Source organism: Vibrio cyclitrophicus (assembly GCA_023206055.1).
Lineage (GTDB): Bacteria > Pseudomonadota > Gammaproteobacteria > Enterobacterales > Vibrionaceae > Vibrio > Vibrio cyclitrophicus_A.
Map to the genome: position 1 here is coordinate 544924 of CP065366.1, position 26118 is coordinate 571041.

Sequence of the window (26118 nt, forward strand, 5' to 3'; positions counted from 1 at the left end):
CTTATGCTTAAAAGCTAACCACATTAAAGCGTGTGATTATTCGTCTAGGAAGCTACGCAGAGTTTCTGAGCGGCTTGGGTGACGAAGTTTACGTAGTGCTTTTGCTTCGATCTGACGGATACGTTCACGAGTTACGTCGAACTGTTTACCTACTTCTTCAAGAGTGTGGTCAGTGTTCATGTCGATACCGAAACGCATACGAAGTACTTTCGCTTCACGAGGAGTTAGGCCTGCAAGAACGTCTTTAGTTGCACCGCGTAGGCTTGTTGCCGTTGCAGAGTCTAGAGGTAGTTCTAGCGTTGTATCCTCGATGAAATCACCTAGGTGCGAATCTTCGTCGTCACCGATTGGTGTCTCCATTGAGATTGGCTCTTTAGCAATTTTCAGTACTTTGCGGATCTTGTCTTCAGGCATTTGCATGCGTTCAGCCAGTTCTTCCGGAAGTGGTTCACGACCCATCTCTTGTAACATTTGACGAGAGATACGGTTTAGTTTGTTGATCGTTTCGATCATGTGAACCGGGATACGGATAGTACGAGCTTGGTCGGCAATCGAACGAGTGATTGCTTGACGGATCCACCAAGTAGCGTAAGTAGAGAACTTGTAACCACGACGGTATTCAAATTTATCTACTGCTTTCATCAGACCGATATTACCTTCTTGGATTAGATCCAGGAATTGTAGACCACGGTTTGTGTACTTCTTAGCAATCGAGATTACTAGACGTAAGTTTGCTTCAACCATCTCTTTCTTCGCACGACGAGCTTTCGCTTCACCGATAGACATACGACGGCTGATATCTTTGATGCTTTGAACTGTAAGAGACGTTTCACGTTCGATTATATCCAGCTTTTGGATAGAGCGACGGATGTCGTGTTCGTTGCGTTTGATCTTTTCAGCGTATGGCTTGTCTGAAGCAAGAACTTCGTCCAACCATGCTTCGCTAGATTCATTGCCTGTAAATAGAGCAATGAACGATTTCTTCGGCATTTTGCCGTACTCAACGGTTTGACGCATGATTAGGCGTTCTTGAGTACGTACGCGATCCATTGAAGTGCGAAGTTCATTTACTAGGTAATCAAACTGTTTTGGTGTTAGACGGAACTCTTTGAACACGTCTTGCATCATAGTCGTTGCAAGCATTGCTTTCGGGCTTTCGTGGCCGTACTCGTTGATCGCTAGTTGACGATTCTGGTAGCTAGTACGAAGTGCTGTGAACTTCTCAAGAGCAAGTTCAGGATCAATACCTGTATCTTCTTCTTCCTCTTCCTCGTCGTCTTCAGCGTCTTCTTTGTCTTCGTCTTCCAGATCAGTTTCAGCAAGTTCTGAACCGATGTGAGTTGCCGTTGGCGCAGCAGTACCATCGTCATCTGGGTCAACAAAGCCATTGATTAGGTCTGTTAACCGAATCTCTTCTGCTTGTACGCGGTCAAACTGTTCCAAGATGTATGGAATAGTGCCTGGGTACTCAGCAACAGAAAGTTGAACCGTATTGATACCATCTTCAATACGTTTCGCAATGTCGATTTCGCCTTCACGAGTCAGTAGTTCAACCGTACCCATTTCACGCATGTACATACGAACTGGGTCAGTAGTACGGCCAATCTCGCTTTCTACGCTTGAAAGCGCAGCAGCTGCAGCTTCGGCTGCATCTTCATCTATATTGGCATCGTCATCATTAAGTGCTAGATCATCAGCATCAGGTGCAGTTTCAACTACCTTGATACCCATGTCGTTAATCATTTGAATGATGTCTTCTACCTGTTCAGAATCCACGATTTCTGCAGGTAGGTGGTCGTTTACTTCGGCGTAGGTCAGATAGCCTTGTTCCTTGCCTTTAATAACAAGTAATTTAAGCTGTGACTGCGGATTTTGATCCATAGATGATATCCAACTTCAGGTCTGGTGAAGGACGTTGCATTCTCAAATGCAAACCAATTATGTTAACAAATTTATTAAATGCTGACTAATCAAACAGGGTTACGCTTTTAGATCTAGCATTAAAGCTAGTAGCTCCCTTTTTTCTTCGGCTGATAAACCGACGCTTCTTGCTTTGGCCTGCAGGTTTTCAATTTGTTTTTCAACGCACTGGGCAAGTATGTTGTCCAATGAGTCTAAAAATATGTCTTCTTGATTGTCTTCGTCGAGGGGGATTTCCCAGCTCGCGAGACGAGACAGAAGAGCCTCATGTTTATTGTGTCGCCAATGCTCTAATAATTGGCCTGTGTTGATATGGGGATGCGCGTGGCATTTATCAAGTACTTCGACGAATAAACTTAGTCCAGGCAACTGTAAGCCTTTGACACTTGATAAATCCGGTACCATATCAGCATAGCTCGGATTTTGGATAAGCAAAGCGATAACTTCACGCATTGGAGTGCGCTTCAGCTCTTTATGCGGCTGAGGTGTCGGGTTCTGTGTATGAACACGTGCACGTCGCAATTGGTTATCAAATCCAGTTCGCTCATCGAGCAGTTTTTCGAGCAATTCTTGGAAGTAACTGTCAGGAATTTTGTTAATCAAGGCGCTGGCGTGTGCTCGCAGTGCTGATTTTCCTTCCGTTGTTCCCAAGTTCAACTTGTGTATTTCAATCAGGTTATCGAACAAATAAGTCGAAAGCGGCGTCGCATTATGAACAAGCTGTTCGAAAGCGGCTTTGCCGTGTTCTCTTATATAGCTATCTGGGTCTTCACCGTCTGGCAAGAATAGAAACTTAAGCGTGTTACCGGTTTTCAGGTACTCAAGCGCATTTTCTAGTGCGCGCCATGCCGCTTCTTTACCTGCTCGATCACCATCGTAACAACAAACCACAGTGCTGGTTTGACGGAACAACATTTGAACGTGGTCGCCAGTTGTCGAGGTGCCCAGTGATGCTACTGAGTAATCGACACCATATTGCGCGAGTGCCACGACATCCATGTAACCTTCAACCACAAGAATTTGCGGCGGTTCACGGTAGGCTTGCAGCACTTCATAAAGGCCGTAAAGCTCTTTACCTTTATGGAAGATAGGCGTTTCTGGTGAGTTGAGATATTTTGGAGTGCCGTCTTCTAATACACGACCACCAAAACCAATCACACGGCCACGACGATCGCGAATCGGGAACATTACGCGTCCACGGAATCGGTCGTATCGGTTACCTTTATCGTTCTCAATTAACATGCCGCCAGTCACGAGCATGTCTTGGGCATCTTTCTGTTGGCCAAAGTTCTTACGAACTAAGTCCCACTCATCGGCTACATAACCAATACCAAACTTCTGGACAATCTCGCCAGAAAGACCACGATTCTTTAGGTAATCAATCGCAGGTTTGTTGGCTGATATTTTCAGCTGAGAGCGGTAAAAATTACTGATGCCGCCCATCAAATCGTAGAGGTTACGTTTTTGTTCGCTGTTGGCTCTTGGTGCTGTTGATATCTCGCCGCTGCGTTGCTCTCTAGGAACATCGAGGCCTAAGAAAGAGGCAAGCTCTTCAATAGCTTCAACAAAATCGAGACGTTCGAACTCCATAATGAAATCGATAGCATTACCGTGTACGCCACAACCAAAGCAGTGATAAAACTGTTTTTCTTGGCTTACGCTAAAAGAAGGGGTCTTTTCGTTGTGGAATGGGCAACAAGCACCATAGTTTTTGCCTTTTTTCTTAAGTTTCACGCGTGCGTCCACAATGTCGACAATGTCGAGACGCGCTAGGAGATCATCGATGAAACTACGCGGGATGTGTCCTGCCATAAAACCTTAGAAAAATGCACTAACTGAGAGTGTGGATAATAATAGTTTGAATAGGTTACAGATACAAACAAGCCGTGCGTTCCGAAGGATTGCACGGCTTGTTGCAATTTGATTTGGGATTAAGCGAGTTTAGAACGAACTAAACCACTAACTTTACCCATATCTGCACGCCCTTGAATTTGTGGTTTCAAGATAGCCATTACTTTACCCATGTCTTGCATGCCCGCTGGTTGAGCTTCGGCGATTGCGCTATCAAGTAGTGCAATAACTTCTTCATCAGTTAGCGGTTGAGGCATAAAGCCTTCAAGTACCGTAATTTCTGCTTTTTCCACGTCAGCAAGATCTTGACGATTTGCTGATTCATATTGAGCAACAGAATCGCGACGTTGCTTAACCATTTTAACTAATATAGCAATTATGTCGTCGTCGTTCAGAGTGATCCGTTCGTCAACTTCACGTTGCTTAATTGCTGAAAGAGCTAAGCGGATAGTGCCAAGGCGCGGTTTGTCCTTGGCTTTCATCGCTAATTTTTGCTCTTCTTTGAGTTGTTCAATAAGAGCCATAACTCAGTCCTTATGGATTAAGTTATTAGTACAGGCGAACGCGACGTGCGTTTTCGCGAGCTAGCTTCTTAGCGTGACGCTTTTGAGCTGCTGCTTTAGCGCGTTTGCGAACTGTAGTTGGCTTTTCGTAATGCTCGCGACGGCGAACTTCAGAAAGGATACCTGCTTTTTCACAAGAGCGCTTGAAACGACGTAGTGCAACGTCGAACGGTTCGTTTTCACGTACTTTAACTATTGGCATATGCCTTTCACCTCAGGGGTTATTCATTATCGCTGGCCACTCAGTACCAAATCAGAGAAGTTACCCATCGAGCTAACTCTCTATTCGCGTTTGGCCATTAACCAGCTTGATCAAAAATGGTGCGGAATTTTAATCCGATCACAGTAGCTTTGTAAAGCACTTTGTCGATTATAGTCTGTACAATATTTGTTTGAAGAGCTTAGGCAGGGTAATATTGCGCTAATTTCCCATTTTAGACGAAAGCGTGCCGAGAAAATTATGCGCATTATTGGTATTGAAACCTCTTGTGATGAAACAGGAATCGCAATTTATGATGATGAGCAGGGGCTGCTTTCTCATCAACTATATAGCCAAGTAAAACTGCACGCCGATTATGGTGGTGTGGTACCTGAGCTTGCTTCACGTGACCACGTGAAAAAGACCATTCCACTGATTAAAGCAGCTTTAGCTGAAGCTAACCTAACGTCGAAGGATATTGATGGTGTGGCTTACACGGCTGGCCCAGGTTTGGTTGGTGCATTGCTGGTTGGTGCAACGATTGGCCGCAGTATTGCTTACGCTTGGGGCGTACCCGCTGTACCTGTTCACCACATGGAAGGTCACCTACTAGCGCCAATGCTAGAAGATAACCCACCACCATTCCCATTTGTTGCGCTGCTGGTTTCTGGCGGTCACACCATGATGGTTGAAGTGAAAGGGATTGGTGAATACAAGATCCTTGGCGAATCGATTGATGATGCGGCGGGTGAAGCCTTTGATAAAACGGCTAAGCTAATGGGCTTAGATTACCCAGGTGGCCCGTTGCTTTCTCGATTAGCAGAGAAAGGTACGCCAGGTCGCTTTAAGTTCCCTCGTCCTATGACCGATCGCCCAGGTCTCGACATGAGCTTTTCTGGTCTAAAAACATTTGCAGCGAATACGATTCGTGACAATGACAACGATGATCAAACTCGCGCGGACATTGCTTACGCATTCCAAGAAGCGGTTTGTGGCACCTTGGTAATAAAGTGTAAGCGTGCCTTGGAACAGACAGGCATGAAACGTATAGTGATTGCGGGTGGTGTAAGCGCAAACAAGCAACTGCGTGTTGAGCTTGAAGCGCTTGCTAAGAAAATTGGTGGTGAGGTGTACTACCCACGCACTGAGTTCTGTACTGATAACGGTGCAATGATCGCTTATGCGGGTATGCAGCGCCTGAAAAATGGTGAGACTGCTGACCTTTCAGTTCAAGCTACACCACGTTGGCCGATTGACCAATTAGAGCCAATTGCTTAATACATCAAGATGTTTCGATAAACGGTCGCCTAGTGCGGCCGTTTTTATATCCTAGCTTACCGACTATATGTCGCTAAATAATTGCTGATAGAGATTAGGGAAGAAAATGAACAAGTTCACAGTAGACAATCAATCGATGGTTTATCTAGATGAAGGTGAGGGCCCAGTTGTTGTATTGGGTCACAGCTATCTTTGGGATAGTGCGATGTGGAAGCCACAGATTGAGGCGTTGAAAACTCAGTACCGTTGTATTGTGCCTGAGCTTTGGTCTCATGGTGAATCTGAAGCGGCACCGAGCGCAATGCGTAACCTGAAAGATTACGCTCAACATGTTTTGGCACTGCTTGATCACCTAAACATCGATAAGTTTTCAGTGGTTGGTTTATCGGTTGGCGGGATGTGGGGCTCAGAGCTTGCCGAATTAGCACCTGCGCGAATTCAGTCATTGGTATTAATGGATACCTTTGTGGGTTTAGAGCCAGAAGTTGCGCACGCTAAATACTTCAACATGTTAGACACCATCACTCAAACTAAGATGGTTCCTCAACCGATTGTTGAAGCTGTGGTGCCACTGTTCTTCGCAAACGATGCTCAAACCAACACGCCAGATTTGGTAGAAGGCTTTACTCAGCAGTTATCAGAACTTAAGGGTGACAAAGCAGAAGAAGTGGCACGAATTGGCCGAATGGTGTTTGGACGTCGCGATATGATTGAATCGGTAGAGAACTTTGCTCTGCCTGTTTTGATTGCTGTAGGGCAAGAAGATAAGCCACGCCCAGTGCTTGAATCTTACCTAATGCACGACTGCATTACGGGCAGTGAGTTAGTGGTGATTCCAGGCGCTGGTCATATTAGCTCGCTTGAGCAACCAGAGTTTGTGAACACAATGCTGAAGACGTTTTTAGATAAACATCTGCTGTAAGTTCTAAAGACTAAATAGTATTGATCGACTGAGATTTGTGTCGGTTTGAGTTTATCTCGGTTTAAAAATGGTTCGGCTTAGACATGACAGTTTAAGCCGATTTTTTTTGTCCGAGTTTTGGCTCGCTGCCATCGAGAAGGCGGCGGATATTCTGGTGGTGACGCAGCACAATTAAGCAACACAACATGGCTACAGGCAGTGTGTATTGGGGTTTGACTAACCAAGCATAGAAAGGCGCAAGTAAGACGGTGACCAGTGCCGCTAACGAAGAGTAGCGAAACAAGAATGCCACAACCAACCAAGTCGCCATGATCATGCCTGTTAAATCGAATCCAATTGGGGCGATGGCTCCAAGTGCGGTTGCGACGCCTTTACCACCTTTGAAGTGAAAGAATATTGGGTACATATGACCAAGACACGCGGCAATCGCCACAACCCCTAGCATGATGGGATCGATCTTGAGGTAGTAGCCAAACCAGACTGGGATAGTACCTTTCAGCATGTCACACAGGAGGACGGCAGCTGCTGCGCCTTTACCGCCAACGCGTAGCACATTGGTAGCACCAGGGTTATTGGAGCCCACCGTTCTTGGATCAGGAAGTCTTAAAACTCGGCATATCAAGACCGCACTAGAGATTGAACCTAGTAAATAGGCTGCAATGATCATGATAAGTGCCAATGGGGTCATGTCTTTCCTTAAACGGTTATAAGCCTAACGATGGGAAAATAATGCTCAATCCAAGAGTAATTGATATCATATCCGGAATTACGCAAATAATACGTTTTTTTCCCCCATATGGGTATCCGACCTCTAAAAGGACAAGTCATGGCACTGGATAAAGTTTTCATTGAACAGCTAGAAGTAATTACAACGATCGGTGTTTACGATTGGGAACAAGAGATTAAACAAAAACTTGTGCTTGATATTGAAATGGCTCATGACAATCGCCCTGCAGGTAAGAGTGATGATGTAGTTGACGCTTTGGACTACTCGACAGTGAGTACTGCTGTGCTTGACCACATTGCGAATGGCCGATTCCTATTGGTTGAACGTGTGGCAGAAGAAGTCGCTGACTTGATCATGACTCAATTCTCTGTGCCGTGGATTAAAATCCGCTTAGCGAAACCTGGCGCAGTGCCACAAGCAAAAGCCGTTGGCGTGATCATTGAACGAGGTCAAGCATGACAGTAGCCTATGTTGGTGTTGGCACGAACATAGATCGCGACAAGCATGCAAAGGTGGCATGGACAGAGCTTCAATCGTTAGGGACTAATCTTAAATGCTCTAAAATCTATCACTGTGAGCCCGTGGGTTTTAATAGCCATCCGTTTTATAACTTTGTGATAGAACTCGACACATCACTCTCATTGACTGAATTTTCACAGCAACTGCGTAAAATTGAGTTTAAATGGGGTCGTTCTCAAGACGCTCATAAGCTTCAAGATCGAAAGCTCGATCTTGATATTGTGCTGTTTGGAGAGGTGGTTTCTGAGAGCGAACCAGAGTTACCACGCAGTGATATCTACAAATATCCTTTTGTAACACAACCGCTTTATGATCTTTGTCCTGCGAGAGTGATCCCGCAAGACGGAAGAACCGTCAGTGAAATATGGCAGAAGATGCAGCAATTAGACTCGCTCTCTGTTGTAGATATAAAACTATAATTTTTAAGGTAAGTAATGAGTTATTTTGAAGCGTTTATATTGGCGTTGGTGCAAGGCTTTACTGAGTTTTTACCTATTTCCAGCTCTGCACACTTAATCCTTCCTTCTGCTGTTTTAGGCTGGGAAGATCAAGGCTTGGCTTTTGATGTCGCGGTCCATGTTGGTACTTTGGCTGCTGTGGTTATCTATTTCCGCAAAGAAGTGGTGTCTCTTTTGAGTGCTTTCTTTGGTTCGGTATTTAAGGGCGATCGCAGCAAAGAAGCGAAGCTAGCGTGGATGATCATTCTCGCGACGATTCCTGCGTGTATCTTTGGCTTGCTAATGAAAGACATTGTTGAGATTTACCTGCGTAGCGCGTGGGTGATTGCGACAACCACTATCGTCTTTGGTTTGCTTTTATGGTGGGTGGACAAGAATTCAAGCCTACGTGATGACGAATACCAAGCGGGTTGGAAAAAAGCCTTGTTCATTGGTCTTGCTCAAGCAATGGCGATCATTCCGGGCACATCTCGTTCTGGCGCTACGATTACTGCAGCGCTTTACCTTGGCTTTACTCGTGAAGCGGCAGCTCGATTCTCTTTCTTGATGTCTATCCCAATCATCACTTTGGCTGGTGGCTACTTAGGTCTTAAGTTGGTGACAAGCGGTGACCCAATCCATGTTGGCACTCTGCTAACGGGCGTTGCGGTGTCTTTCATCAGTGCTTACATCTGTATTCACTTCTTCTTGAAGCTTATTTCTCGCATGGGTATGACACCATTTGTTATCTACCGCCTAATTCTAGGTTGTGGCCTGTTTGCTTTCTTAATGATGCAGTAACAGGCGCTGATAGCAGTCTCGTCGTACAGATTGAAATAAAAAGCCCGCTTAATCGCGGGCTTTTTCATGCGTGTTTATCAGCGCACTGAAGATTAATGATTAGTGAGTTCTGCGAGGGCGCTTTCAATTGCGGCAGCTCTGCGCTTCTCTTGCTCTTCTCGAATATCTTTGCCTTTAAAGCCATCGGCAATGATTGCTTTTACTTCAACTTGCAGCGCCGCTTGATAGGCCGCTTCAAAACGAGCCTTTTGAGGGTAAGGCTGATCTTCTAACCCTTTACGGCCTGCGTGGTCAGCTTGGCAGCAAAGCAAGATGTCGTTAAGGCGATCTGGTTTGCGCCAAACATCGAACTTGTTGAGAACTTTAAGGAAAGTTGTCGGCTTGAGCTCGCCTGCACGATGAATGTTTGAGTGCTGCTCACACACTAATAGTGCGAGGTCTCTGAATTCATTAGGCACTCTCACTCGTTCACACAGTTTTTTGATGATCTTAACACCTGTGTGGCAGTGCATCTTATGGCTTGGCCATTCAGCTTGTGGTGTCACGCCTTTACCTAAGTCATGCACTTGAGCGGCAAAGCGCACTGGTAGCGATGGGCTTAATAGTGCTGCTTGCTGAGCAACCATCAGAGTATGGATACCCGTGTCGATCTCAGGGTGCCACTTTTCCGGTTGAGGAACACCAAATAGAGCGTCAATCTCTGGCAAAACAACCGCTAATGCACCGCACTCTTTGAGCACTGAAAGGAACACTTCTGGGTGTGGAGTGCTAAGAGACTTATGCCACTCTTGCCAAACTCGCTCTGCCGTAAGGTGTGCGAGTTCACCAGATTGAACGATTTCACTCATCATCAGCATAGTTTCAGGTGCAATCGTAAAGTTTAGGTGGTGAAGCTTGGCTGCGAAACGGGCAACACGTAGCACACGAAGTGGATCTTCAACAAAGGCATCGGATACGTGTCTAAGAATACGATCTGAGAGATCTTGCTGGCCGTGATAAGGATCGTGCAGGTTGCCTTCGTCATCTTGAGCGATGGCATTGATCGTCAGATCGCGGCGCATCAGATCTTCTTCTAGGCTGACATCCGGAGCGAAGTAACATTCGAAGCCTGTGTAACCAGAGCCTGATTTTCTCTCAGTGCGAGCCAGTGCGTGCTCTTCCTTGGTTTTTGGGTGCAGGAATACCGGGAAGTCTTTACCCACCGCAGTGAAGCCAAGGCTTTCCATCTGTTGAGGGGTACTGCCGACCACGACCCAATCTTTATCATAGCTATCAATATTGAGTAGCTTATCGCGCACCGCCCCACCGACTAGATAGCGCTGTAGCCCATTCTCTTTTGGTAGGCTATCGTATATTTGCAACTTATCACCTCGAAATGTTTTATCACTGCTGGACTTTACGGCAAGCAATGGTACTTTCCATTAATCGTAATTATAGGGCAGCACATGTATAAGGAATATTTTGGCTTCGTAGAGATGCCATTTTCGATTGTACCAAATTCTCGTTATTTGTTTTTGAGTCAGCGTCATCAAGAAGCGATGCAGAACCTACAAGCCGGTTTAGGCGAGGGTGGGGGTTTTGCGATGCTTACTGGTGAGGTAGGTACAGGTAAAACAACTGTCGCCAAAGCGATGTTGTCTTCACTCGATAATCAGACTCAAGCTGGCCTTATACTCAACCCTACGTTTTCCAATACTGATTTGCTTGAAGCTATCTGTGATGAGTTTGAGGTCGACTACCCTGAACAAGCATCGCTGAAGCAGCTGAGTCAGGCTATTCATCATTTTCTGCTTGATAGCCATGCAGACGGTATTCAAACTTTATTGGTTATTGATGAAGCGCAACACCTCGCTGCCGATGTGTTGGAGCAGCTGCGCCTTCTAACCAATTTGGAAACCGACAGTCGTAAGCTGTTAAAAGTGCTGCTGGTTGGTCAACCCGAATTACAACAGCACCTACAGACCACGCAGCTACGTCAGCTCGCACAGCGCATTACTGGTCGTTATCACCTATTGCCTCTTAATACGGAAGAAACCGGCAAGTACATCGCGTTTCGTTTGGAAACGGCGGGGGGCGAGCAGATGCTGTTTTCGAATCGCTCCATTAAGCTGATCGCCCAATACACTCATGGTATTCCAAGGTTGATTAACTTGGTGTGTGATAAAGCACTGCAATTGGCTTTTCATGACGGAGAGCAGTTACCGAGTAATGAAACTGTCAACAGAGCCTGCCAACAGGTTATGGCTTTTCAGGCGGATGTCTATCATGTTGAGAAGCCTCGTGGCGTCGGTATTGCGCCAAAACTGTTCCAATACGCAGGCATTGCCACATTAAGTGTCGGTCTTGCCATTGCGACCTTTAATTTTGCGCCATCCTATATCGATTCATGGTTACCTGAAGAGGCAGAAAGTGAAGCTAAAATTGAAGTGCTGGCACACGCTCAGCGCTCACTAGTAGCCGATACTCCAAAGTTGGTTGCTGAACCTAAGCCAGCTAAGTTCGCGCTGCCACAACATATCCAACAACACTTGATGCAGGGAACCAACCGTTCTCTTGCGATTAAAGATCTCTACACCCTTTGGGGATATCAATCTTCTTTGCGTGATGGCTTGTGTTTAAGTGAGCCACAGAGTGTTTTTGTGTGCGAGCAGCAGCAGGCCAATTTAGATACATTGTTAGAACTTGGTGTGCCTGTGGTACTTAATCTCGACATAGACCAAAAGCCAGTGTTTGCTGTGCTGTATGGCGTGTCTGAGGATTCTGTCGAGTTACTGGTGAATGAAAAGCTCTTAGTGATGCCGACGCAATCCTTAGAGCAAATCTGGCAAGGCGATTATGTCGCTATTTGGAAACAGCCGTTACGAGAGACACTCAAAGAGGGCTATCAAGGTGAAGCGGTTGCTTTGCTTGACCTACTGCTTTCTGAAGTCTTGGGAGAGGTTGTTTCCGGTAGTGATGTATTTGATTATGAGTTAAAAATGAAAATCGAAGCATTTCAAACGTGGCAGGGTATGTCTGTTGATGGCATTGCAGGTAAGCGCACCTTGGCAAGATTGCAGAGATTAGCTCAACTCGATTCGCCTAAGTTGATGTCACTAGAAGGAGGAGAAAGCTAATGTCACGTATTATGCACGAGCTCAAACAGTCGCCTCACAAACCGTCTTCTATTAATAAACCCGCCTTCAAAGGCTACCAGAATCATCATGTTCCTAGTTCTGTAAAAGGGATGAGTAATAAACGAGGTTCATCGTTAGCGATGGGGTTGCTCTTAATCTTGGTTCCTTCTTTGTTGGTGGGTGGTGTCCTAGCTTATCAATCGTATAGTCAACAACAAGAACCTGTGATCAAAACTGTCAACGTAGCTCTGCCAGAATCAAACGTTGAGCCTGTAATTGCTGATATAGCAAGCATGGATGCCGTGCTTGAGGAAGAAGATACCTTGTTTGCTGTTCGTCCTGCACCGGCGAGTCAATCGTTGAAAGCACTGCCACGCCAAGAGATGTATGCACAGATTGATTCAGGCGCTAATAGTTCAAATACTGCTAGTGGCTCAGCAGTGATCTTAGCGAATGCTGATAACAACAATCAAATGACAACCAGTTCAGAGTCGTCACTTGCTCAGCCAAACACAAGCAATGAAATGAGCAATATGCAATCAAATAGTGACTTACAATCGGATAGTGATCTGCTGCAAGGGCTAGATCTCAGTGAGTTACCGCCTGATTTAGCATTGAAGCTTGAATCCATTATGGGTGAGCAACAAAGCGCTCCTGAGCCTATGGACTCTAGACCCGCAGGGCAAAGGGGTTCTCAGGTCATTGAGTTGGAAACGCACACCAATAGCTTATCAGGAGTATTACCTAAGTTAGACCTACAAACTCATATGTACTCGAGTAGCGAAACTAAGCGTTGGGTAAAAGTGAACGGTCAAGAAGTGGCGCAAGGAGATTGGATTGGACAAGACATTCAATTACTGGAGATTAAGCCACAATCGGTGATCATAGAGTTCAACCAGCAGAAGATAGAAATCCCAGCTCTGTACGAGTGGAAAGGTTAGCGAGTTCTATAAGTATTTAGATAGCAGACAAATAAAAAGGAGCACCTCGGTGCTCCTTTTTGATATTCGATACTGAATTTACTGTACCTGATACAAGCGTTAAGTCTACGCCCAACCGTTTGGTGATTTTCTGCGACGAGGCATGATGTGTGGCAGAACAAGGCCTAGAAGTAGACCAATACCCGCAACACCACCGCCGTACATGAAGTACTTCAATAGCAGGTCGTCTTTCTGAGTGTCTAGCTTAGCTCGCAGTTCACGGTTCTCGGTTTGAGAGCTCGTTAGCTGCTGGCTAATTTCACTGTAGTTCTGTTCAAGCTCAGCAATCTGTTTGTTACGAGAATCTAGAGAGCTCGCTAGGCCAGCTTTTTCACTGTCAGCACTTTGACGAGCGTTTGCGAGCTTGCCTTTAACTTCTGTCAGCTCTTTCTCTAGCTTAGGCATACGCAGTGCCATGCTCTCTTGAGTATTTACAAACTTGCTTTCAACCCAACCTTTACGGCCACGGTTGTCTTGAATTTGGGTGTAACCCGTACTCTTGTTAGTTTGTAGGTATGTAATCTTTTCACCAGCATCAACACTACCGATGATACGGAATGTGTTGTTTGGGCCAGAATGCATATAAGTAAATAGTTTGTCAGCAATATAACGGTCTTGTGCAAAGGCAGCTGGAGCCGCAAGCATTGCGAACAAAACTAAGCTAATCAGTTTTTTCACAGTAAATCCCTTAACGATTCAAATTGGGTAGGCGTATGAGTCAGCCTCAATGAGCAAATAATATTTAGTTTCTTTATGCGGTGCAACAAAGAAGGGAGGCAAAGCCTCCCTTTCTGTGCGTTTGAGTCAATAATGACATGGCATTTACATATCGTTACTGAAGCTCACATTATTCTGACGCTAGTATTCACTAGCGCAGTCGCGATTACATAGTAAACGCAGCTTGAATTGCGTAGAAGAACACAACAGCAAGTAGAGCACCTGCTGGTAGTGTCACAATCCAAGAAGCCACGATATTACGTACAACGCCTAAGTTTAGTGCTGCGATACCACGAGCAAAGCCAACGCCTAATACTGCACCAACGAGTGTTTGTGTAGTAGAGATTGGAAGACCAGTGCCTGAAGCTAGCACAACCGTACATGCAGTTGCAAGTTGTGCTGCAAAGCCACGGCTTGGTGTTAATTCTGTAATACCAGTACCAACGGTTGCCATTACTTTATGACCCATTGTTGCAAGGCCAACAACGATACCGAAGCCACCTAGAGGAAGAATCCACCATGCGATAGTGCTCTTACCTGTGATTTCACCCATGTGCTCAACGGTTGATACAACAGCCGACAGTGGACCAATCGCGTTAGCAACGTCGTTTGAACCGTGTGCAAATGCCATCGCACAAGCTGTGATAACCATTAGTACAGAGAAGATGCCTTCAACACCTGCAAAGCCGTGGTCTTCTTCGCGGTTAGCAAATTTCTTCTGGATGTATAGGTAACCACCGATCATAACAAGCGCAGAAACGGCAGCAGCCCAAACCCATGCTTCAGTGTTGCTTAGGTGAAGACCAACGTGCTTAAGACCTTTCTTGATGGTTACAAGTGCAATTACCATTGTTGTAATGAACATGTATACCGGTACAAAGCGCTTCGCGTTGAATAGCGGGTTCTCAGTATCAAAAATCAGTCGTTGAGCACTTACAAATATGACGTAAGCGAAGAAGCCGGAAATAACGGGTGTGATAATCCAACTGCCCACAATACCTTGAACACTGTTCCAGTCTACAGCTTCAGTACCTACAGAAATACAAGCAAAACCGATGATTGCACCGATGATTGAGTGAGTCGTTGATACCGGCCAGCCCATGTAAGAAGCGAGAAGCAGCCATGTACCTGCAGCAAGAAGTGCTGACATCATGCCGTACACAAGTACATCTGGTTGATGAGCGAATAGAGATGTTTCGATAACACCTTTACGGATCGTGTCTGTTACTTCGCCACCCGCAAGGTAAGCACCTGCGAATTCAAAGATCATTGCGATAATGATCGCTTGTTTAACGGTTAGAGCTTTAGAGCCTACTGAGGTGCCCATTGCGTTCGCAACGTCATTTGCACCAATACCAATAGCCATCAAGAAACCGAAAGCTGCTGCAACAATAATCAGGACAGTGCCGTAGTTAGCAAGGATATCCATCGTAATACCTAGTTGTTTGATAACAAGCGGAACAAATTTAGACGCAAAAAACCGCTCAGCGAGAGAAATACTCAGCGCATAAGTGGTTTGTTCAAAAAATGCTCTTCGTTATATGGTTAACGTATGATTTAAGATCGAGAAAGCATCACTTCAAGACGAGCGCCTACACGCTGTGCTTGATCTGCAATACCACCAACCCATTCAAGAATTTTGTATAAGAACATGATATCAACTGGATTCAGACCTTCTTCTATCGCCATAAGTTGTTGGCGTAGTTCGATCTGCATCGCGTCCGTGTCATCTTCAATTACATCTAATTGATGAATCATTTCAGCAACGAGTGTTACTTCACGGCCTTTAAAGCCAGTTTCAAGCAATTCGTCTAATTCATTGATTACGTTTTGTGCTTGGTTCGCTGCATCTAGACAACGTTTAACGTAAGCGATGAAGTTTTCTTGCATAGGAGCAGGAATGACAAGTTGACGACCATATACACGGCCAGCAATGTCTTTCGCTAGGTTTGCTAGTTTGTCTTGTTGCGTTAAAAGCTCCAACATGTCGGTGCGATCAACTGGCATAAACAAACCACGAGGAAGTTTAAGGCGAATTTCACGTTTTAGTACGTCAGCTTCTTTCTCGAGGTGAGAAATCTGAGCTCGAATTTCAGATGCTTTCTCCCAGTCACCTTTTGAAGAAACTTCAAAAAAATTAACTAGGTGAGAACAACATTCGTTCACGCATACTACGTGACGCTGCAAAGGTTTAATTGGGGACTTTGCAAATAACCCCATAATTGTATTTACTGGCATGGTCATCCAACCTAATAAATAATAACCTTAAAACAACATACACCATATTCATGGTGAAATGTTAAGCGATGGCTACAAAGTCGCGCATGTTAACCTAATCAATCTCTCATTAAAACTGTTTTAGATCATCATAAGGGCGATATTTCTGACTTGCCGACTTTTCAAATTGGCAATATCCTGTCCCTATCTTCACAGAAAGGTATAACTATGGAAACCGAGATAGAACTGAAGTTTTTTGTTTCTCCTGAATTTTCAGAGACTTTACGCAATAAAATTGCTGAAACTAAAGTACTTCAGCACAGTTGTCGTGAGCTAGGTAACATCTACTTTGACACCGCTGACAACTGGCTACGTAAGCACGATACAGGCTTACGCATTCGACGCTTTGATGACGTATTTGTACAAACCGTAAAGACTGCTGGTCGTGTGGTTGCTGGCTTGCATCAAAGGCCTGAATACAATGCAGAACACGATAGCAACGAACCTAAGTTAGCCCTGCACCCAGAGGATATCTGGCCAGCGGGTAAAGACATCGAAACGTTGCAAGCTGAGCTGACTCCTCTGTTCTCTACCAACTTCACGCGTGAGCAGTGGTTGATTGGTATGCCTGATGGCAGTCAAGTTGAGGTCGCATTTGATCAAGGCTACGTTGAATCAGGTGACTTGCAAGAGCCGATTTGCGAAGTCGAATTGGAACTTAAATCTGGTCAAACGGATGCGTTATTTACATTGTCTCGCCAATTCTGCGAACAAGGTGGCATGCGTTTGGGTAATCTAAGCAAAGCTGCTAAGGGTTACCGCCTTGCTCAAGGTTATCAAGGTTATCAAGGAGATGAAGTCACTCCTTTGACCTTAGTTGATACTGACAAAAGTGATACCGTTGAATCGTGTTTCATTCAATCTTTAGAGCATGCTCTCGCTCATTGGCACTATCACGAGCAGATATTCACCGAGCGTCAATCGATTGAAGCGCTGCATGAGATCAGTCACTCGCTGAGTTTTATTCGTCAAACCTTCACTATCTACGGTGGCATTGTCCCAAGGCGCGCGAGTGCTATTTTACGTCAAGAGTTGAAGTGGCTTGAGCAAGAGCTCGACTGGCTGAAAAGCTATGATCACTTCGAAGACTTACTGGAAGATAAAGGACACGTACTACGTAAACTCGACGCACGTAAGTTCTTAGTCGCTGAGCTTAAAGAGATGCAAGAGCAACTGCCAGATCGTGAAGATCTTCTCACCTTGCTAAGCTCTGCTCGTTATACCGGTTTATTGTTGGATCTGAGCCGTTGGATCTTGTCTCGTGGTTGGCAGCCTTTTTTAGATGAGAAAGCGCGTGAGCAAATGGGTCGTGGTATCGAATGGTTTTCTGTGCAGCAACTCGATCGTACATGGGCAGACTTGATGGAGGCTTTCCCGCCAGAGCGAGTGATGACCAGCCAAGCGTATATTGAGCAGCAATACCGTTTGATGCGAAATCTATATTCTGGCGTTGGTTTCGCGAGTTTGTATGATGACGCTGAACGAAACAGCTTCCGCTTGCCATGGGCTGATATGGTGCAAGGCATTGATGATTTGTTGGCACTTAAAACATTAGAGCCTTTGACTGATAAGTTGGAAGGTGATGAGAGAGTTCAGCTAGAGCGTTGGTTGGCTCGTCAAGAAGTGTCCATTCTGCATGCAATGGAACAGACACGTCAAATCAGTGTTGAGGTTGAGCCATACTGGCAAGACTAGATTCAATATCAGTATAAGTATGAATTTAAAAATAGGGCTCGGCCCTATTTTTTTGTTTGTTGCTCAAGCTTTTCGAGTCGTTCTAAGATCTTCTGTTGCTGCTCGATGATCTTCTCAAGGTGTTTCTCTTTGTTTTCCGCTCGTTGATTCTCATGATGAGTCGGGGAGGTGATCAAAGAAGTAATCAAGCCTGAAATCATACCAAACACACCCACACCGCAAATGATCACCAGAGAGGCGACTAATTTTCCTGAGCTCGTGACTGGATAATGATCGCCATATCCCACGGTACTGATGGTAACGAAAGCCCACCATAAAGCATCTTGCCCAGTGGTGATGTTGGCATTGGGATCTTTGTGCTCCAACAGCAGTATTGTTCCAGCCCCGATGGTCAGGAGAATGACCAGCAGCAATATAATTGAGGCGAGGGTGGTTTCTTTGCGATTGCGGAATAGCTCTCTGAAAACGCGTTTACCCGAACGGAGAACAAGAATGACACGCAGGATCTGAAAAATGCGAGCGAAACGAAGAGGCTCGATCATTGGGATGCTTGCTAAGAAATCGATCCAGTGTACTTTTAGATATTCTTTTTTGTTTTGTGATCTGAATAGATCAATTGTGAGCTGAAAAAGAAAAACACTACAGATTATAAAATCGAGGCCGATAAGGACTTGTTTCGATTCTTTATCGATCGGTACGAACAATAAGCCTGAGATCACAAATAGCGCTAAGAAAGAGAGAATCAGTGACAATAAGCTCATTGGCTTGGTGGTGTCTTTGGTATTATTCAACATTCATACGAGGCTCAAAATAAATCGCGAACTTTGACTGACATAGCCACCTCGCGGATATAGAAGCCATCAATATATAAGAATTAATGGAGAACTGACAATGACTAAACTGTCATTCAAGCCGTGGGAAAGGGTAATCTCTGACGTTCGTCTCGTTCCAAAAATGGTCATGCTGATGGTATTCAGCACTATCTTGATCATTTCGAAGCAGCTTTGGGACGCAAGTACGTTTTATGATTCATTGCTTGCTGTAACCAACAATGCGCAAGTCGCACAACAGCATTACGAGACTTACCTAGTTCAAGTGGCTTGGCAAACAGCCTTGATGATCATTGTGTTTGTGGTTCTTCTGTTAGCTGCGGCTCGCGTTATGCTGCGCCAAACTCAATACCTTAATGACGCCATTAAAACCATGGCCGACAAGAACCTATCAGTGCCGATTCAAATGGACTGTAAAGATGAATACGGCGATGTGGCACGTGAACTCGAAAAAACTCGCGTCCAACTGAATGACATGATCAAAACTCAGGTGGCCTCTTCTGATGAATTGTTTTCTTTGACGGAAGTGATGACCATCAGCATGTCAGAAACCAAAGACTCGGCTCAAGAAGAGTTCAATGAGATCGATCAGTTGGCAACAGCAATGAGTGAGATGACGTCAACGGTACAAACAGTAGCCGAACATGCGCAAAGTGCTTCTTCATTAACTGAACAGGCATCAGGCCAAGCTGTTACTGGTCAGAAGTTTGTTCAAGGGTCAGTATCTAAGATGAGTGAGCTATCTTCAGATATCGCAGCCTCTGCAGCAGCGGTAAATCAAGTAGAAGAGCGTGTTGACTCAATTGGCAGTGTGGTTGGTACTATCCAAGGCATTTCAGAGCAGACAAACCTATTAGCATTGAACGCTGCGATTGAAGCGGCACGTGCCGGCGAAGCGGGTCGTGGTTTTGCGGTTGTTGCCGATGAGGTTCGTAACCTTGCGCAGCGCACTCAGCAGGCGACGGTAGAGATTCAAGACATGATCAGTCATTTACAAAGCAGTGCTAATTCTGCCGTAGAGCTGATGGAGAAGAGTGTTGTTGAAGCGGCTGAAGGTGTTGATCTGGTGACTAATGCAGGAACTGAGCTTGACGGCATCGTAAGCCAAGTAAACCAGATTAATGATATGAACTTCCAGATCGCGACAGCCGCGGGACAACAAAGCAGTGTCGCAGAAGAGATGAGTGTCAACCTGACCAATGTTCGTGAGCTTGTTGAAGCGTCCGTTGTGGTGGTTGGTGAGCTGTTAGAGACCTCTCAGCTTATGGAAAGTAACGCGCAAGAACTCGACGGTAAGATTAAGCAATTTAAGGTATAGCTTTGAGCTCTAAATCCTTATTGCTAGAGCCTGTTTTCTAGAGAGAAAGGCCTAACTCGATAAGTTAATCGATAAAACGCCCACATTGCTAATGTGGGCGTTTTTTATTGGCGTAACTTTGGTATAACTTATCTTTAGTTATGAAAACTCGTTATTGAAGAACTGAATCGATAAACCGATTGTTCAGCGCGCAGCTTACACAAGGAAGAAACATGCCATTGCCTTCTCAACTCATCACTCACTCCCAGTCTGCTTTTGAGCAATTGTTAGAGCATCAAAGTGAAGCCATCAATACTTGGTCTGAGCCACTGACTGAAGATCTTAAACGTGTACTCGGTTTAAGCTGTTTTATTGGTGATTGCCTGCAGCGTGATACGGTTTTATGTGGTGACTTACCTGATATGTTGGCATGCGAAGAACGTGCTGAAGGGTACCGAGAGCGACTGGCTGAATTACTTTCTGGTTGCGCTGATGAAATGAGCGGCCAGCGCGTGCTGCGTCAATTCCGCAATCGTGAAATGACCTATATTGCTTGGCGTGATTTCATGAGTTCGTGGCAGCTAGAGCAGAGCCTAAACCATCTATCGATGTTGGCTGAGGCGATGATCTTCGAGACCTATCAATGGCAGTATGATATTTGTTGTAAAGAGTGGGGCACACCATGCAATGAGCAAGGTGAAGCACAGCCGATGCTGATCATTGGTATGGGCAAGCTAGGGGGCGGTGAGCTCAATTTCTCTTCTGATATCGACCTGATTTTTACCTATCCTGAAAATGGAGAAACCCAAGGTGCAAGACGCAGCATTGCTAATGCGCAGTTCTTTACCCGTCTAGGGCAACGTATTATCAAGGCGCTTGATCAGCAAACTTTCGATGGATTCTGTTATCGAGTCGACATGCGTCTGCGCCCGTTTGGTGAGAGCGGTCCACTTGTGATGAGCTATGCCGCACTTGAAGACTATTACCAAGAGCAGGGTCGAGATTGGGAACGCTACGCCATGGTAAAAGCGCGTGTGATGGGCAGCGAAATGTACCCGGAGTATCAAGAGCTTCGCCAAATGCTACGCCCGTTTGTGTTCCGCCGTTATATTGATTTTAGTGCGATTCAATCTCTGCGCCGAATGAAGTCTATGATCAGCAGCGAAGTACGTCGTCGCGGTTTATCAAACAACATTAAGCTTGGCTCTGGTGGTATTCGCGAAGTGGAATTTATCGCACAAGTATTCCAATTGATTCGTGGTGGCCGTGAACCGAGTCTTCGTGGGCGAGGATTACTGGAAACCTTAAGCGCTATTGAATCATTGCATCTACTAGAGGCTGAAGAGGTAGGGCACTTACGTGAGGCTTATCTGTTTCTACGCCGCCTTGAGAATCTGTTACAAGCAATGGCTGATAAGCAGACTCAAACCTTGCCTGACGGTGAGTTTGAACAGTTACAGCTTGCCGTTGCCATGCAATTTTCCGATTGGGATAGCTTGATTGTGGCAACTCGTGCTCATATGGCGAATGTACATACCGTGTTCGAAGACCTAATTGGCGTTGATGAAGATGACGCGAATCCGATCGCGAGTCACTTTAGTGAACTGTGGGATATGGCCCATAAGCCGGACGTGATTGAACATGTACTGGAGCATGATATTGCGGTTGCTAGCCCACCAGAAGCGGCGAAAACGATTATTCAGTTTAAAGCTGATCTAGCGAAGAAAACCCTTGGTCCGCGAGGGCGTGAAGTACTCAATCGACTAATGCCAAAAGTCTTTCAAGCACTGTATACCGCTAAGGATGCAGAGTTTGGTTTGTCGAGAGTGCTTCATCTGTTGCATAAAATCGTTACGCGTACCACTTACCTCGAACTACTAGATGAGCACCCTGCCGCGTTGACTCAGTTGGTTCGCTTATGTACCGCTAGTCCGATGATTTCGGAGCAGTTGGGTCGTTACCCCATTCTGTTAGATGAACTTATCGACCCTCAACAACTCTACAATCCAGTGCCTTTAGAGTCTTACAAGACCGAGCTGCGTGATTACCTAGCTCGTATCCCTGAAGATGATATGGAGCAACAGATGGAAGGCCTGCGCCAGTTTAAGCAGACCTGTATCTTAAGAATTGCCGCCGCGGATATTGCGGGGGCTCTACCTGTCATGAAGGTGAGTGATCACTTGACCTACTTAGCCGAAGCGATTGTTGAGGCGGGGGTCAATCAAGCTTGGTTGCAAGTATCGGCCAAGTTTGGTGAACCGACCCATGTCAAAGATCGCGAAGGTCGCGGTTTTGCTGTTGTTGGTTATGGCAAAGTCGGCGGTTGGGAGCTTGGCTATAACTCCGATCTTGATATCGTGTTCATGCACGACTGCCCGGTACACATCTATACTGACGGTAAGAAAGAGATCGATGGACGCCAATTCTACTTAAGACTGGCGCAGCGTATAATTCATATTTTCTCGACCAGAACGGCTTCTGGCATTCTGTACGAAGTCGACACTCGCCTACGCCCTTCTGGTGCATCTGGCCTGTTGGTGAGTCCAACCGATGCCTTTGACGAGTATCAGCACAATGACGCGTGGACTTGGGAACACCAAGCTCTAACTCGCGCTCGCATGATTTACGGTGATGACTTATTGGCTTCGGCATTTGACAAAACTCGCCATGATGTTCTGTGTTTGGCGCGTGATGAGGCAACACTCAAAAAGTCTGTTGTGGATATGCGTGAAAAAATGCGCGGTCATTTAGGCGGTAAAAAAGCCGATAGATTCATGCTCAAGCAAGATGCGGGTGGAATTACCGATATTGAGTTTTTAGCGCAATATTTAGTACTTCGATATAGCAATGAGAAGCCAAAGCTTACTCGTTGGTGTGACAATGTACGAATCTTTGAAAGCTTGTTGTCACAAGGGATTATGAATGAGCAGCAAGGCATGGCATTAACCCATGCTTATACAACATTAAGAGATGAAATCCACCACCGTAATCTACTCAATCTTGATGCGGATGTGGCGATTGAAAAGTTTGAAATGGAAAGAGAACATGTTGTTCAAGCATGGAAGCAGTGGATGGAAGCATAACCTAGTTACAGAGTAATGACGGATGTGTCTATCTTGATAGGCTTTTACTCATTTATCTATAGTTTAGCCTCTGTAATCAGTGTGCTAGACTCTAGCCAGATTCGATTTTTGGAGATCCATAATGAAACCAATTCTACCTGACTACAGCCAATCAGGCGTTCTTGTTGTCGGTGACGTCATGCTTGACCGTTACTGGTATGGCCCAACTGGCCGTATTTCACCAGAAGCACCTGTACCCGTTGTAAAAGTAGAAAATAACGAAGAGCGTCCTGGTGGTGCTGCCAACGTAGCAATGAATATTGCTTCTCTTGGTGGCCATGCTCATATCGTTGGTTTGACTGGTAAAGATGAACCTGCTGAGGTGTTAAAAAATACCTTAGGCGCACTAAAGGTTAAATGTGATTTCGTTGAGTTAGAAGATTACCCCACCATTACTAAACTGCGTGTAATGAGCCGTGGCCAGCAGCTAATTCGTCTTGATTTTGAAGACAAATTTGAGAATACGGATCCTGAGCTTGTTTTGTCTCGTATGGAACAAGCGCTTCCAAATGTGCGCTCGGTAATTCTATCTGATTATGCCAAAGGTGCTCTTGAGCACGTGCAGAGTTTTATCCAAAAAGCACGTGCAGCGAACGTACCAGTATTCATCGACCCGAAAGGCGCAGACTTTGAACGCTACCGTGGTGCAACCTTGCTTACGCCAAACATGGCTGAGTTCGAGTTGGTTGCTGGCAAAGTAAAATCTGAAGAAGAAATGATCGAAAAAGGACTCGCACTGATCGAAGAGTTTGATTTCGAAGCTTTGTTGGTAACTCGTAGTGAACATGGTATGACACTACTTCGCAAAGGTTTGGAACCATTCCATTTGCCGACTCAAGCGAAAGAAGTGTATGACGTGACGGGTGCTGGCGATACGGTTATCTCGGTACTGGCGGCTTCCGTTGCTGCTGGTAAGCCACTGGATGAGGCGTGTGCACTGGCGAACGCTGCTGCAGGTGTGGTAGTGGGTAAGCTTGGTACATCTACACTGTCTACTATTGAGTTAGCGGAAGCGATTCACGGTAGCCAAGATACAGACTACGGCGTTATCTCTGAAGCAGCATTGGTTGAAGCGGTGAAGCGTGCTCGTGCGAAAGGCGAGAAAGTGGTTATGACCAATGGTTGCTTTGATATTTTGCATGCCGGCCATGTTTCCTACATGAACCACGCGGCTGAGTTGGGCGATCGTTTGATCGTTGCGGTTAATACTGACGAATCAGTGAAGCGCTTGAAAGGCCCTGGTCGTCCTGTGAACCCAACTGATCGTCGTATGGCAGTATTGGCTGGCTTAGGGGCGGTTGATTGGGTTGTACCATTCTCTGAAGATACACCTCAACGTTTAATCTCTGAGGTATTGCCAAGCATTCTTGTGAAAGGTGGTGATTACAAACCTGAAGAGATCGCTGGCGGTGAGGAAGTGATTGCGGCTGGTGGTGAAGTGAAAGTACTTAACTTTGAAGATGGTTGCTCTACCACTGAAATCATCAAAGCGATTAAAGGTGGCCGAGGCTAAATTTTAGGTTCATCGCGGCTTTCCGGGGAAAGCCGCTTTTATCTTCAAGAAGAAGTAGTCTGTATCTCGATACCCATACCCCATTCGCTTGATTAGTTTTATCTTGTTGTTTATCCCTTCCAGTGTGCAGGTGTTTAACGGGTAACTTGCCGATGCGATAATGCCGTGAAGATAAGGACTCAGTTTTCCTGCAAACTCTTTCAATGGCTTAATTCCACTCTCTTGTACCTGTTCATACCACGCATCCCAAAGCCCCTTAGCGTGCCTTTCTGACTCACAATACCAAAGCTCTTTGAGTTGGGCTCCGAGTATATAAGTGGTCATCAAGTCCTTATTGATATTCAATATTTCGGCAAGATAGCTGTCTTGCCGAGTATTTAAGTTGCCTCTGTTCTTCAACAACACCCAGCGTGAGCGTTTGACCCATTGTCTCGCTTTTTTATCTTGCTTGAGTTTATTGGCTTGGTCGACTCTGACTCTATCCATTACCTCACGACCGAACTTAGCGACAACATGGAACAAGTCGTAAACGATTTTTGCGTTCGGGCAGTGCGCTTGAACTTCAAGGTCAAAAGCCGTATTCATGTCCATCGCGACTGCCTCGATATTATTGCCATGCTTGCCTAACTGCTCGAAGAACGGTCGTATGTCCTTTCGGCTACGGCCTAACCCTATCCAAATGACTTGGTGAGTCTTAGCATCAGCGATGACAGTGGCATACCGATGTCCTTTAAAGATGGCGAACTCATCCATGACGAGTTGTCTTAGTCCCTCCCATTTCACTGGCGGTACTACTTGTCTAAGTCGACGTTTATCTATCTCTTTAATGGTGTGCCAATGAACGCTAGTTAGCTGAGAAATATGCTTAATGGGAAGAAGGGGTAAAAGTTGTTCTATATAGCTTTTTAGGCGCTTCGTTATACGAGCATAAGGCTCTAACCAAGATAGCGACTCTGTTTTTATGCCGCAGTCACGACACTTAATCCTTCGTGTTTGAACGGAAAGTTCAACAGGAACACCGAGCAACATGGCCTCTTTCACATGGCGCCATTGATATTCATGGATAGCCTCTGCCTCGAGACCACAAAGGCATTTAGCCTCAGAGTTAGGTTTAAGAGTAAGGGTAATAAGTGATGCTGTCTGGTGAGACTTTACTATTTGAAAGCCTTCCCAGAATGAAGATAGGAAAGTATGATTCGGCATGGAAACGGTAGTTTGTGTATGATTTTTGTTTGGCGACTAAACCATATCACTTACTACCGTTTTTGTTTTTAGTTCCCGCTAATCCGCGATGAACCAAATTTTAGCGCTCTAATACCGAGGTTCGATAGATAATAAAAATGCCGCTCAAAAT

Annotated in this window: 22 protein-coding genes; 11 read left to right on the top strand and 11 right to left on the bottom strand. The window is 45.5% G+C overall.

Annotated features, from left to right (window positions below; all coding sequences use genetic code 11):
- Positions 1-36: 36 nt before the first annotated feature.
- From rpoD to rpsU, 4 genes are all read right to left on the bottom strand, one after another.
- A complete protein-coding gene (rpoD, locus tag ITG09_02470; protein UPR52533.1) occupies positions 37-1881 on the bottom strand; it encodes an RNA polymerase sigma factor RpoD in 1845 nt (614 codons plus the stop codon).
- A 99-nt stretch (positions 1882-1980) separates the two neighbouring features.
- Entirely contained in the window at positions 1981-3732 is a 1752-nt protein-coding gene (dnaG, locus tag ITG09_02475; protein ID UPR52534.1) for a DNA primase, read from the bottom strand.
- 119 nt (positions 3733-3851) lie between these two features.
- Positions 3852-4295 carry a GatB/YqeY domain-containing protein gene (locus ITG09_02480; protein UPR52535.1) on the bottom strand — a complete coding sequence of 148 codons (444 nt, stop codon included), beginning with the start codon at positions 4293-4295 and terminating at the stop codon, positions 3852-3854.
- Positions 4296-4320: 25 nt separating this feature from the next.
- Positions 4321-4536, bottom strand: a complete 216-nt coding sequence (gene rpsU / locus ITG09_02485; GenBank protein ID UPR52536.1) for a 30S ribosomal protein S21 — start codon at positions 4534-4536, stop codon at positions 4321-4323.
- Positions 4537-4794: 258 nt separating this feature from the next.
- Between rpsU and tsaD the strand changes: the two genes are divergently transcribed.
- Entirely contained in the window at positions 4795-5811 is a 1017-nt protein-coding gene (tsaD, locus tag ITG09_02490; protein ID UPR52537.1) for a tRNA (adenosine(37)-N6)-threonylcarbamoyltransferase complex transferase subunit TsaD, read from the top strand.
- 106 nt (positions 5812-5917) lie between these two features.
- A complete protein-coding gene (locus ITG09_02495; GenBank protein ID UPR52538.1) occupies positions 5918-6733 on the top strand; it encodes an alpha/beta hydrolase in 816 nt (271 codons plus the stop codon).
- A 91-nt stretch (positions 6734-6824) separates the two neighbouring features.
- On the opposite strand, the gene plsY is transcribed toward ITG09_02495, so the two are convergent.
- Positions 6825-7421 (bottom strand): glycerol-3-phosphate 1-O-acyltransferase PlsY, encoded by a 597-nt coding sequence (gene plsY, locus ITG09_02500; protein ID UPR52539.1) that lies wholly within the window; start codon positions 7419-7421, stop codon positions 6825-6827.
- 138 nt (positions 7422-7559) lie between these two features.
- Here plsY and folB point away from each other — a divergent pair, with 138 nt between their 5' ends.
- The 3 genes from folB to ITG09_02515 are packed head-to-tail and all read left to right on the top strand — an operon-like array spanning position 7560 to position 9217.
- A complete protein-coding gene (gene folB / locus ITG09_02505) occupies positions 7560-7919 on the top strand; it encodes a dihydroneopterin aldolase (GenBank protein ID UPR52540.1) in 360 nt (119 codons plus the stop codon).
- On the top strand, positions 7916-8398 hold the full coding sequence (gene folK, locus ITG09_02510) for a 2-amino-4-hydroxy-6-hydroxymethyldihydropteridine diphosphokinase (GenBank protein ID UPR52541.1): 483 nt from the start codon (positions 7916-7918) through the stop codon (positions 8396-8398). Before folB ends, folK begins: the two co-directional genes overlap by 4 nt.
- A 15-nt stretch (positions 8399-8413) precedes the next feature.
- A complete protein-coding gene (locus ITG09_02515; protein UPR52542.1) occupies positions 8414-9217 on the top strand; it encodes an undecaprenyl-diphosphate phosphatase in 804 nt (267 codons plus the stop codon).
- Between the two features lie 92 nt (positions 9218-9309).
- Here ITG09_02515 and ITG09_02520 read toward each other — a convergent pair whose 3' ends face one another.
- Positions 9310-10626, bottom strand: coding sequence for a multifunctional CCA addition/repair protein (locus tag ITG09_02520; GenBank protein UPR52543.1), 1317 nt, complete (start codon positions 10624-10626; stop codon positions 9310-9312).
- 36 nt (positions 10627-10662) lie between these two features.
- On the opposite strand from ITG09_02520, the gene ITG09_02525 reads away from it, so the two are divergent.
- Together ITG09_02525 and ITG09_02530 are read left to right on the top strand one after the other, a co-directional pair.
- Complete coding sequence (locus ITG09_02525) at positions 10663-12333, top strand: AAA family ATPase (GenBank protein ID UPR52544.1); 1671 nt, start codon at positions 10663-10665, stop codon at positions 12331-12333.
- Positions 12333-13274 carry a general secretion pathway protein GspB gene (locus ITG09_02530; protein UPR52545.1) on the top strand — a complete coding sequence of 314 codons (942 nt, stop codon included), beginning with the start codon at positions 12333-12335 and terminating at the stop codon, positions 13272-13274. Before ITG09_02525 ends, ITG09_02530 begins: the two co-directional genes overlap by 1 nt.
- Before the next feature lie 105 nt (positions 13275-13379).
- Here the strand turns inward: ITG09_02530 and ITG09_02535 are convergent, their stop codons facing one another.
- From ITG09_02535 to ITG09_02545, 3 genes are all read right to left on the bottom strand, one after another.
- Positions 13380-13991, bottom strand: coding sequence for an SH3 domain-containing protein (locus ITG09_02535; protein ID UPR52546.1), 612 nt, complete (start codon positions 13989-13991; stop codon positions 13380-13382).
- Between the two features lie 205 nt (positions 13992-14196).
- Positions 14197-15459, bottom strand: a complete 1263-nt coding sequence (locus ITG09_02540; protein UPR52547.1) for an inorganic phosphate transporter — start codon at positions 15457-15459, stop codon at positions 14197-14199.
- Between the two features lie 128 nt (positions 15460-15587).
- A complete protein-coding gene (locus ITG09_02545) occupies positions 15588-16268 on the bottom strand; it encodes a TIGR00153 family protein (GenBank protein UPR52548.1) in 681 nt (226 codons plus the stop codon).
- Positions 16269-16475: 207 nt separating this feature from the next.
- Here ITG09_02545 and ITG09_02550 point away from each other — a divergent pair, with 207 nt between their 5' ends.
- Positions 16476-18002 (top strand): inorganic triphosphatase, encoded by a 1527-nt coding sequence (locus ITG09_02550; protein UPR52549.1) that lies wholly within the window; start codon positions 16476-16478, stop codon positions 18000-18002.
- A 44-nt stretch (positions 18003-18046) separates the two neighbouring features.
- Here ITG09_02550 and ITG09_02555 read toward each other — a convergent pair whose 3' ends face one another.
- Positions 18047-18796 (bottom strand): ion transporter, encoded by a 750-nt coding sequence (locus tag ITG09_02555; GenBank protein ID UPR52550.1) that lies wholly within the window; start codon positions 18794-18796, stop codon positions 18047-18049.
- 97 nt (positions 18797-18893) lie between these two features.
- Here ITG09_02555 and ITG09_02560 point away from each other — a divergent pair, with 97 nt between their 5' ends.
- From ITG09_02560 to hldE, 3 genes are all read left to right on the top strand, one after another.
- Positions 18894-20150 (top strand): methyl-accepting chemotaxis protein, encoded by a 1257-nt coding sequence (locus tag ITG09_02560; GenBank protein UPR52551.1) that lies wholly within the window; start codon positions 18894-18896, stop codon positions 20148-20150.
- A 212-nt stretch (positions 20151-20362) separates the two neighbouring features.
- Positions 20363-23212 carry a bifunctional [glutamate--ammonia ligase]-adenylyl-L-tyrosine phosphorylase/[glutamate--ammonia-ligase] adenylyltransferase gene (glnE, locus tag ITG09_02565; GenBank protein UPR52552.1) on the top strand — a complete coding sequence of 950 codons (2850 nt, stop codon included), beginning with the start codon at positions 20363-20365 and terminating at the stop codon, positions 23210-23212.
- A 121-nt stretch (positions 23213-23333) separates the two neighbouring features.
- Positions 23334-24764 carry a bifunctional D-glycero-beta-D-manno-heptose-7-phosphate kinase/D-glycero-beta-D-manno-heptose 1-phosphate adenylyltransferase HldE gene (hldE, locus tag ITG09_02570; protein UPR52553.1) on the top strand — a complete coding sequence of 477 codons (1431 nt, stop codon included), beginning with the start codon at positions 23334-23336 and terminating at the stop codon, positions 24762-24764.
- Between the two features lie 9 nt (positions 24765-24773).
- On the opposite strand, the gene ITG09_02575 is transcribed toward hldE, so the two are convergent.
- On the bottom strand, positions 24774-25967 hold the full coding sequence (locus ITG09_02575) for an ISL3 family transposase (GenBank protein UPR52554.1): 1194 nt from the start codon (positions 25965-25967) through the stop codon (positions 24774-24776).
- Between the last annotated feature and the right edge of the window lie 151 nt (positions 25968-26118).

What these genes read in the sequence shown, in the direction of transcription:
- dnaG (UPR52534.1), bottom strand. Translation starts at nt 3,732, where the DNA reads ATGGCAGGACACATCCCGCGTAGTTTCATCGATGATCTCCTAGCGCGT.
- tsaD (UPR52537.1), top strand. Translation starts at nt 4,795, where the DNA reads ATGCGCATTATTGGTATTGAAACCTCTTGTGATGAAACAGGAATCGCA.
- ITG09_02560 (UPR52551.1), top strand. Translation starts at nt 18,894, where the DNA reads ATGACTAAACTGTCATTCAAGCCGTGGGAAAGGGTAATCTCTGACGTT.
- ITG09_02545 (UPR52548.1), bottom strand. Translation starts at nt 16,268, where the DNA reads ATGCCAGTAAATACAATTATGGGGTTATTTGCAAAGTCCCCAATTAAA.
- ITG09_02540 (UPR52547.1), bottom strand. Translation starts at nt 15,459, where the DNA reads ATGGATATCCTTGCTAACTACGGCACTGTCCTGATTATTGTTGCAGCA.
- ITG09_02525 (UPR52544.1), top strand. Translation starts at nt 10,663, where the DNA reads ATGTATAAGGAATATTTTGGCTTCGTAGAGATGCCATTTTCGATTGTA.
- ITG09_02530 (UPR52545.1), top strand. Translation starts at nt 12,333, where the DNA reads ATGTCACGTATTATGCACGAGCTCAAACAGTCGCCTCACAAACCGTCT.
- rpoD (UPR52533.1), bottom strand. Translation starts at nt 1,881, where the DNA reads ATGGATCAAAATCCGCAGTCACAGCTTAAATTACTTGTTATTAAAGGC.
- rpsU (UPR52536.1), bottom strand. Translation starts at nt 4,536, where the DNA reads ATGCCAATAGTTAAAGTACGTGAAAACGAACCGTTCGACGTTGCACTA.
- ITG09_02515 (UPR52542.1), top strand. Translation starts at nt 8,414, where the DNA reads ATGAGTTATTTTGAAGCGTTTATATTGGCGTTGGTGCAAGGCTTTACT.
- plsY (UPR52539.1), bottom strand. Translation starts at nt 7,421, where the DNA reads ATGACCCCATTGGCACTTATCATGATCATTGCAGCCTATTTACTAGGT.
- ITG09_02495 (UPR52538.1), top strand. Translation starts at nt 5,918, where the DNA reads ATGAACAAGTTCACAGTAGACAATCAATCGATGGTTTATCTAGATGAA.
- ITG09_02575 (UPR52554.1), bottom strand. Translation starts at nt 25,967, where the DNA reads ATGCCGAATCATACTTTCCTATCTTCATTCTGGGAAGGCTTTCAAATA.
- folK (UPR52541.1), top strand. Translation starts at nt 7,916, where the DNA reads ATGACAGTAGCCTATGTTGGTGTTGGCACGAACATAGATCGCGACAAG.
- ITG09_02555 (UPR52550.1), bottom strand. Translation starts at nt 18,796, where the DNA reads ATGTTGAATAATACCAAAGACACCACCAAGCCAATGAGCTTATTGTCA.
- folB (UPR52540.1), top strand. Translation starts at nt 7,560, where the DNA reads ATGGCACTGGATAAAGTTTTCATTGAACAGCTAGAAGTAATTACAACG.
- ITG09_02480 (UPR52535.1), bottom strand. Translation starts at nt 4,295, where the DNA reads ATGGCTCTTATTGAACAACTCAAAGAAGAGCAAAAATTAGCGATGAAA.
- ITG09_02550 (UPR52549.1), top strand. Translation starts at nt 16,476, where the DNA reads ATGGAAACCGAGATAGAACTGAAGTTTTTTGTTTCTCCTGAATTTTCA.
- hldE (UPR52553.1), top strand. Translation starts at nt 23,334, where the DNA reads ATGAAACCAATTCTACCTGACTACAGCCAATCAGGCGTTCTTGTTGTC.
- glnE (UPR52552.1), top strand. Translation starts at nt 20,363, where the DNA reads ATGCCATTGCCTTCTCAACTCATCACTCACTCCCAGTCTGCTTTTGAG.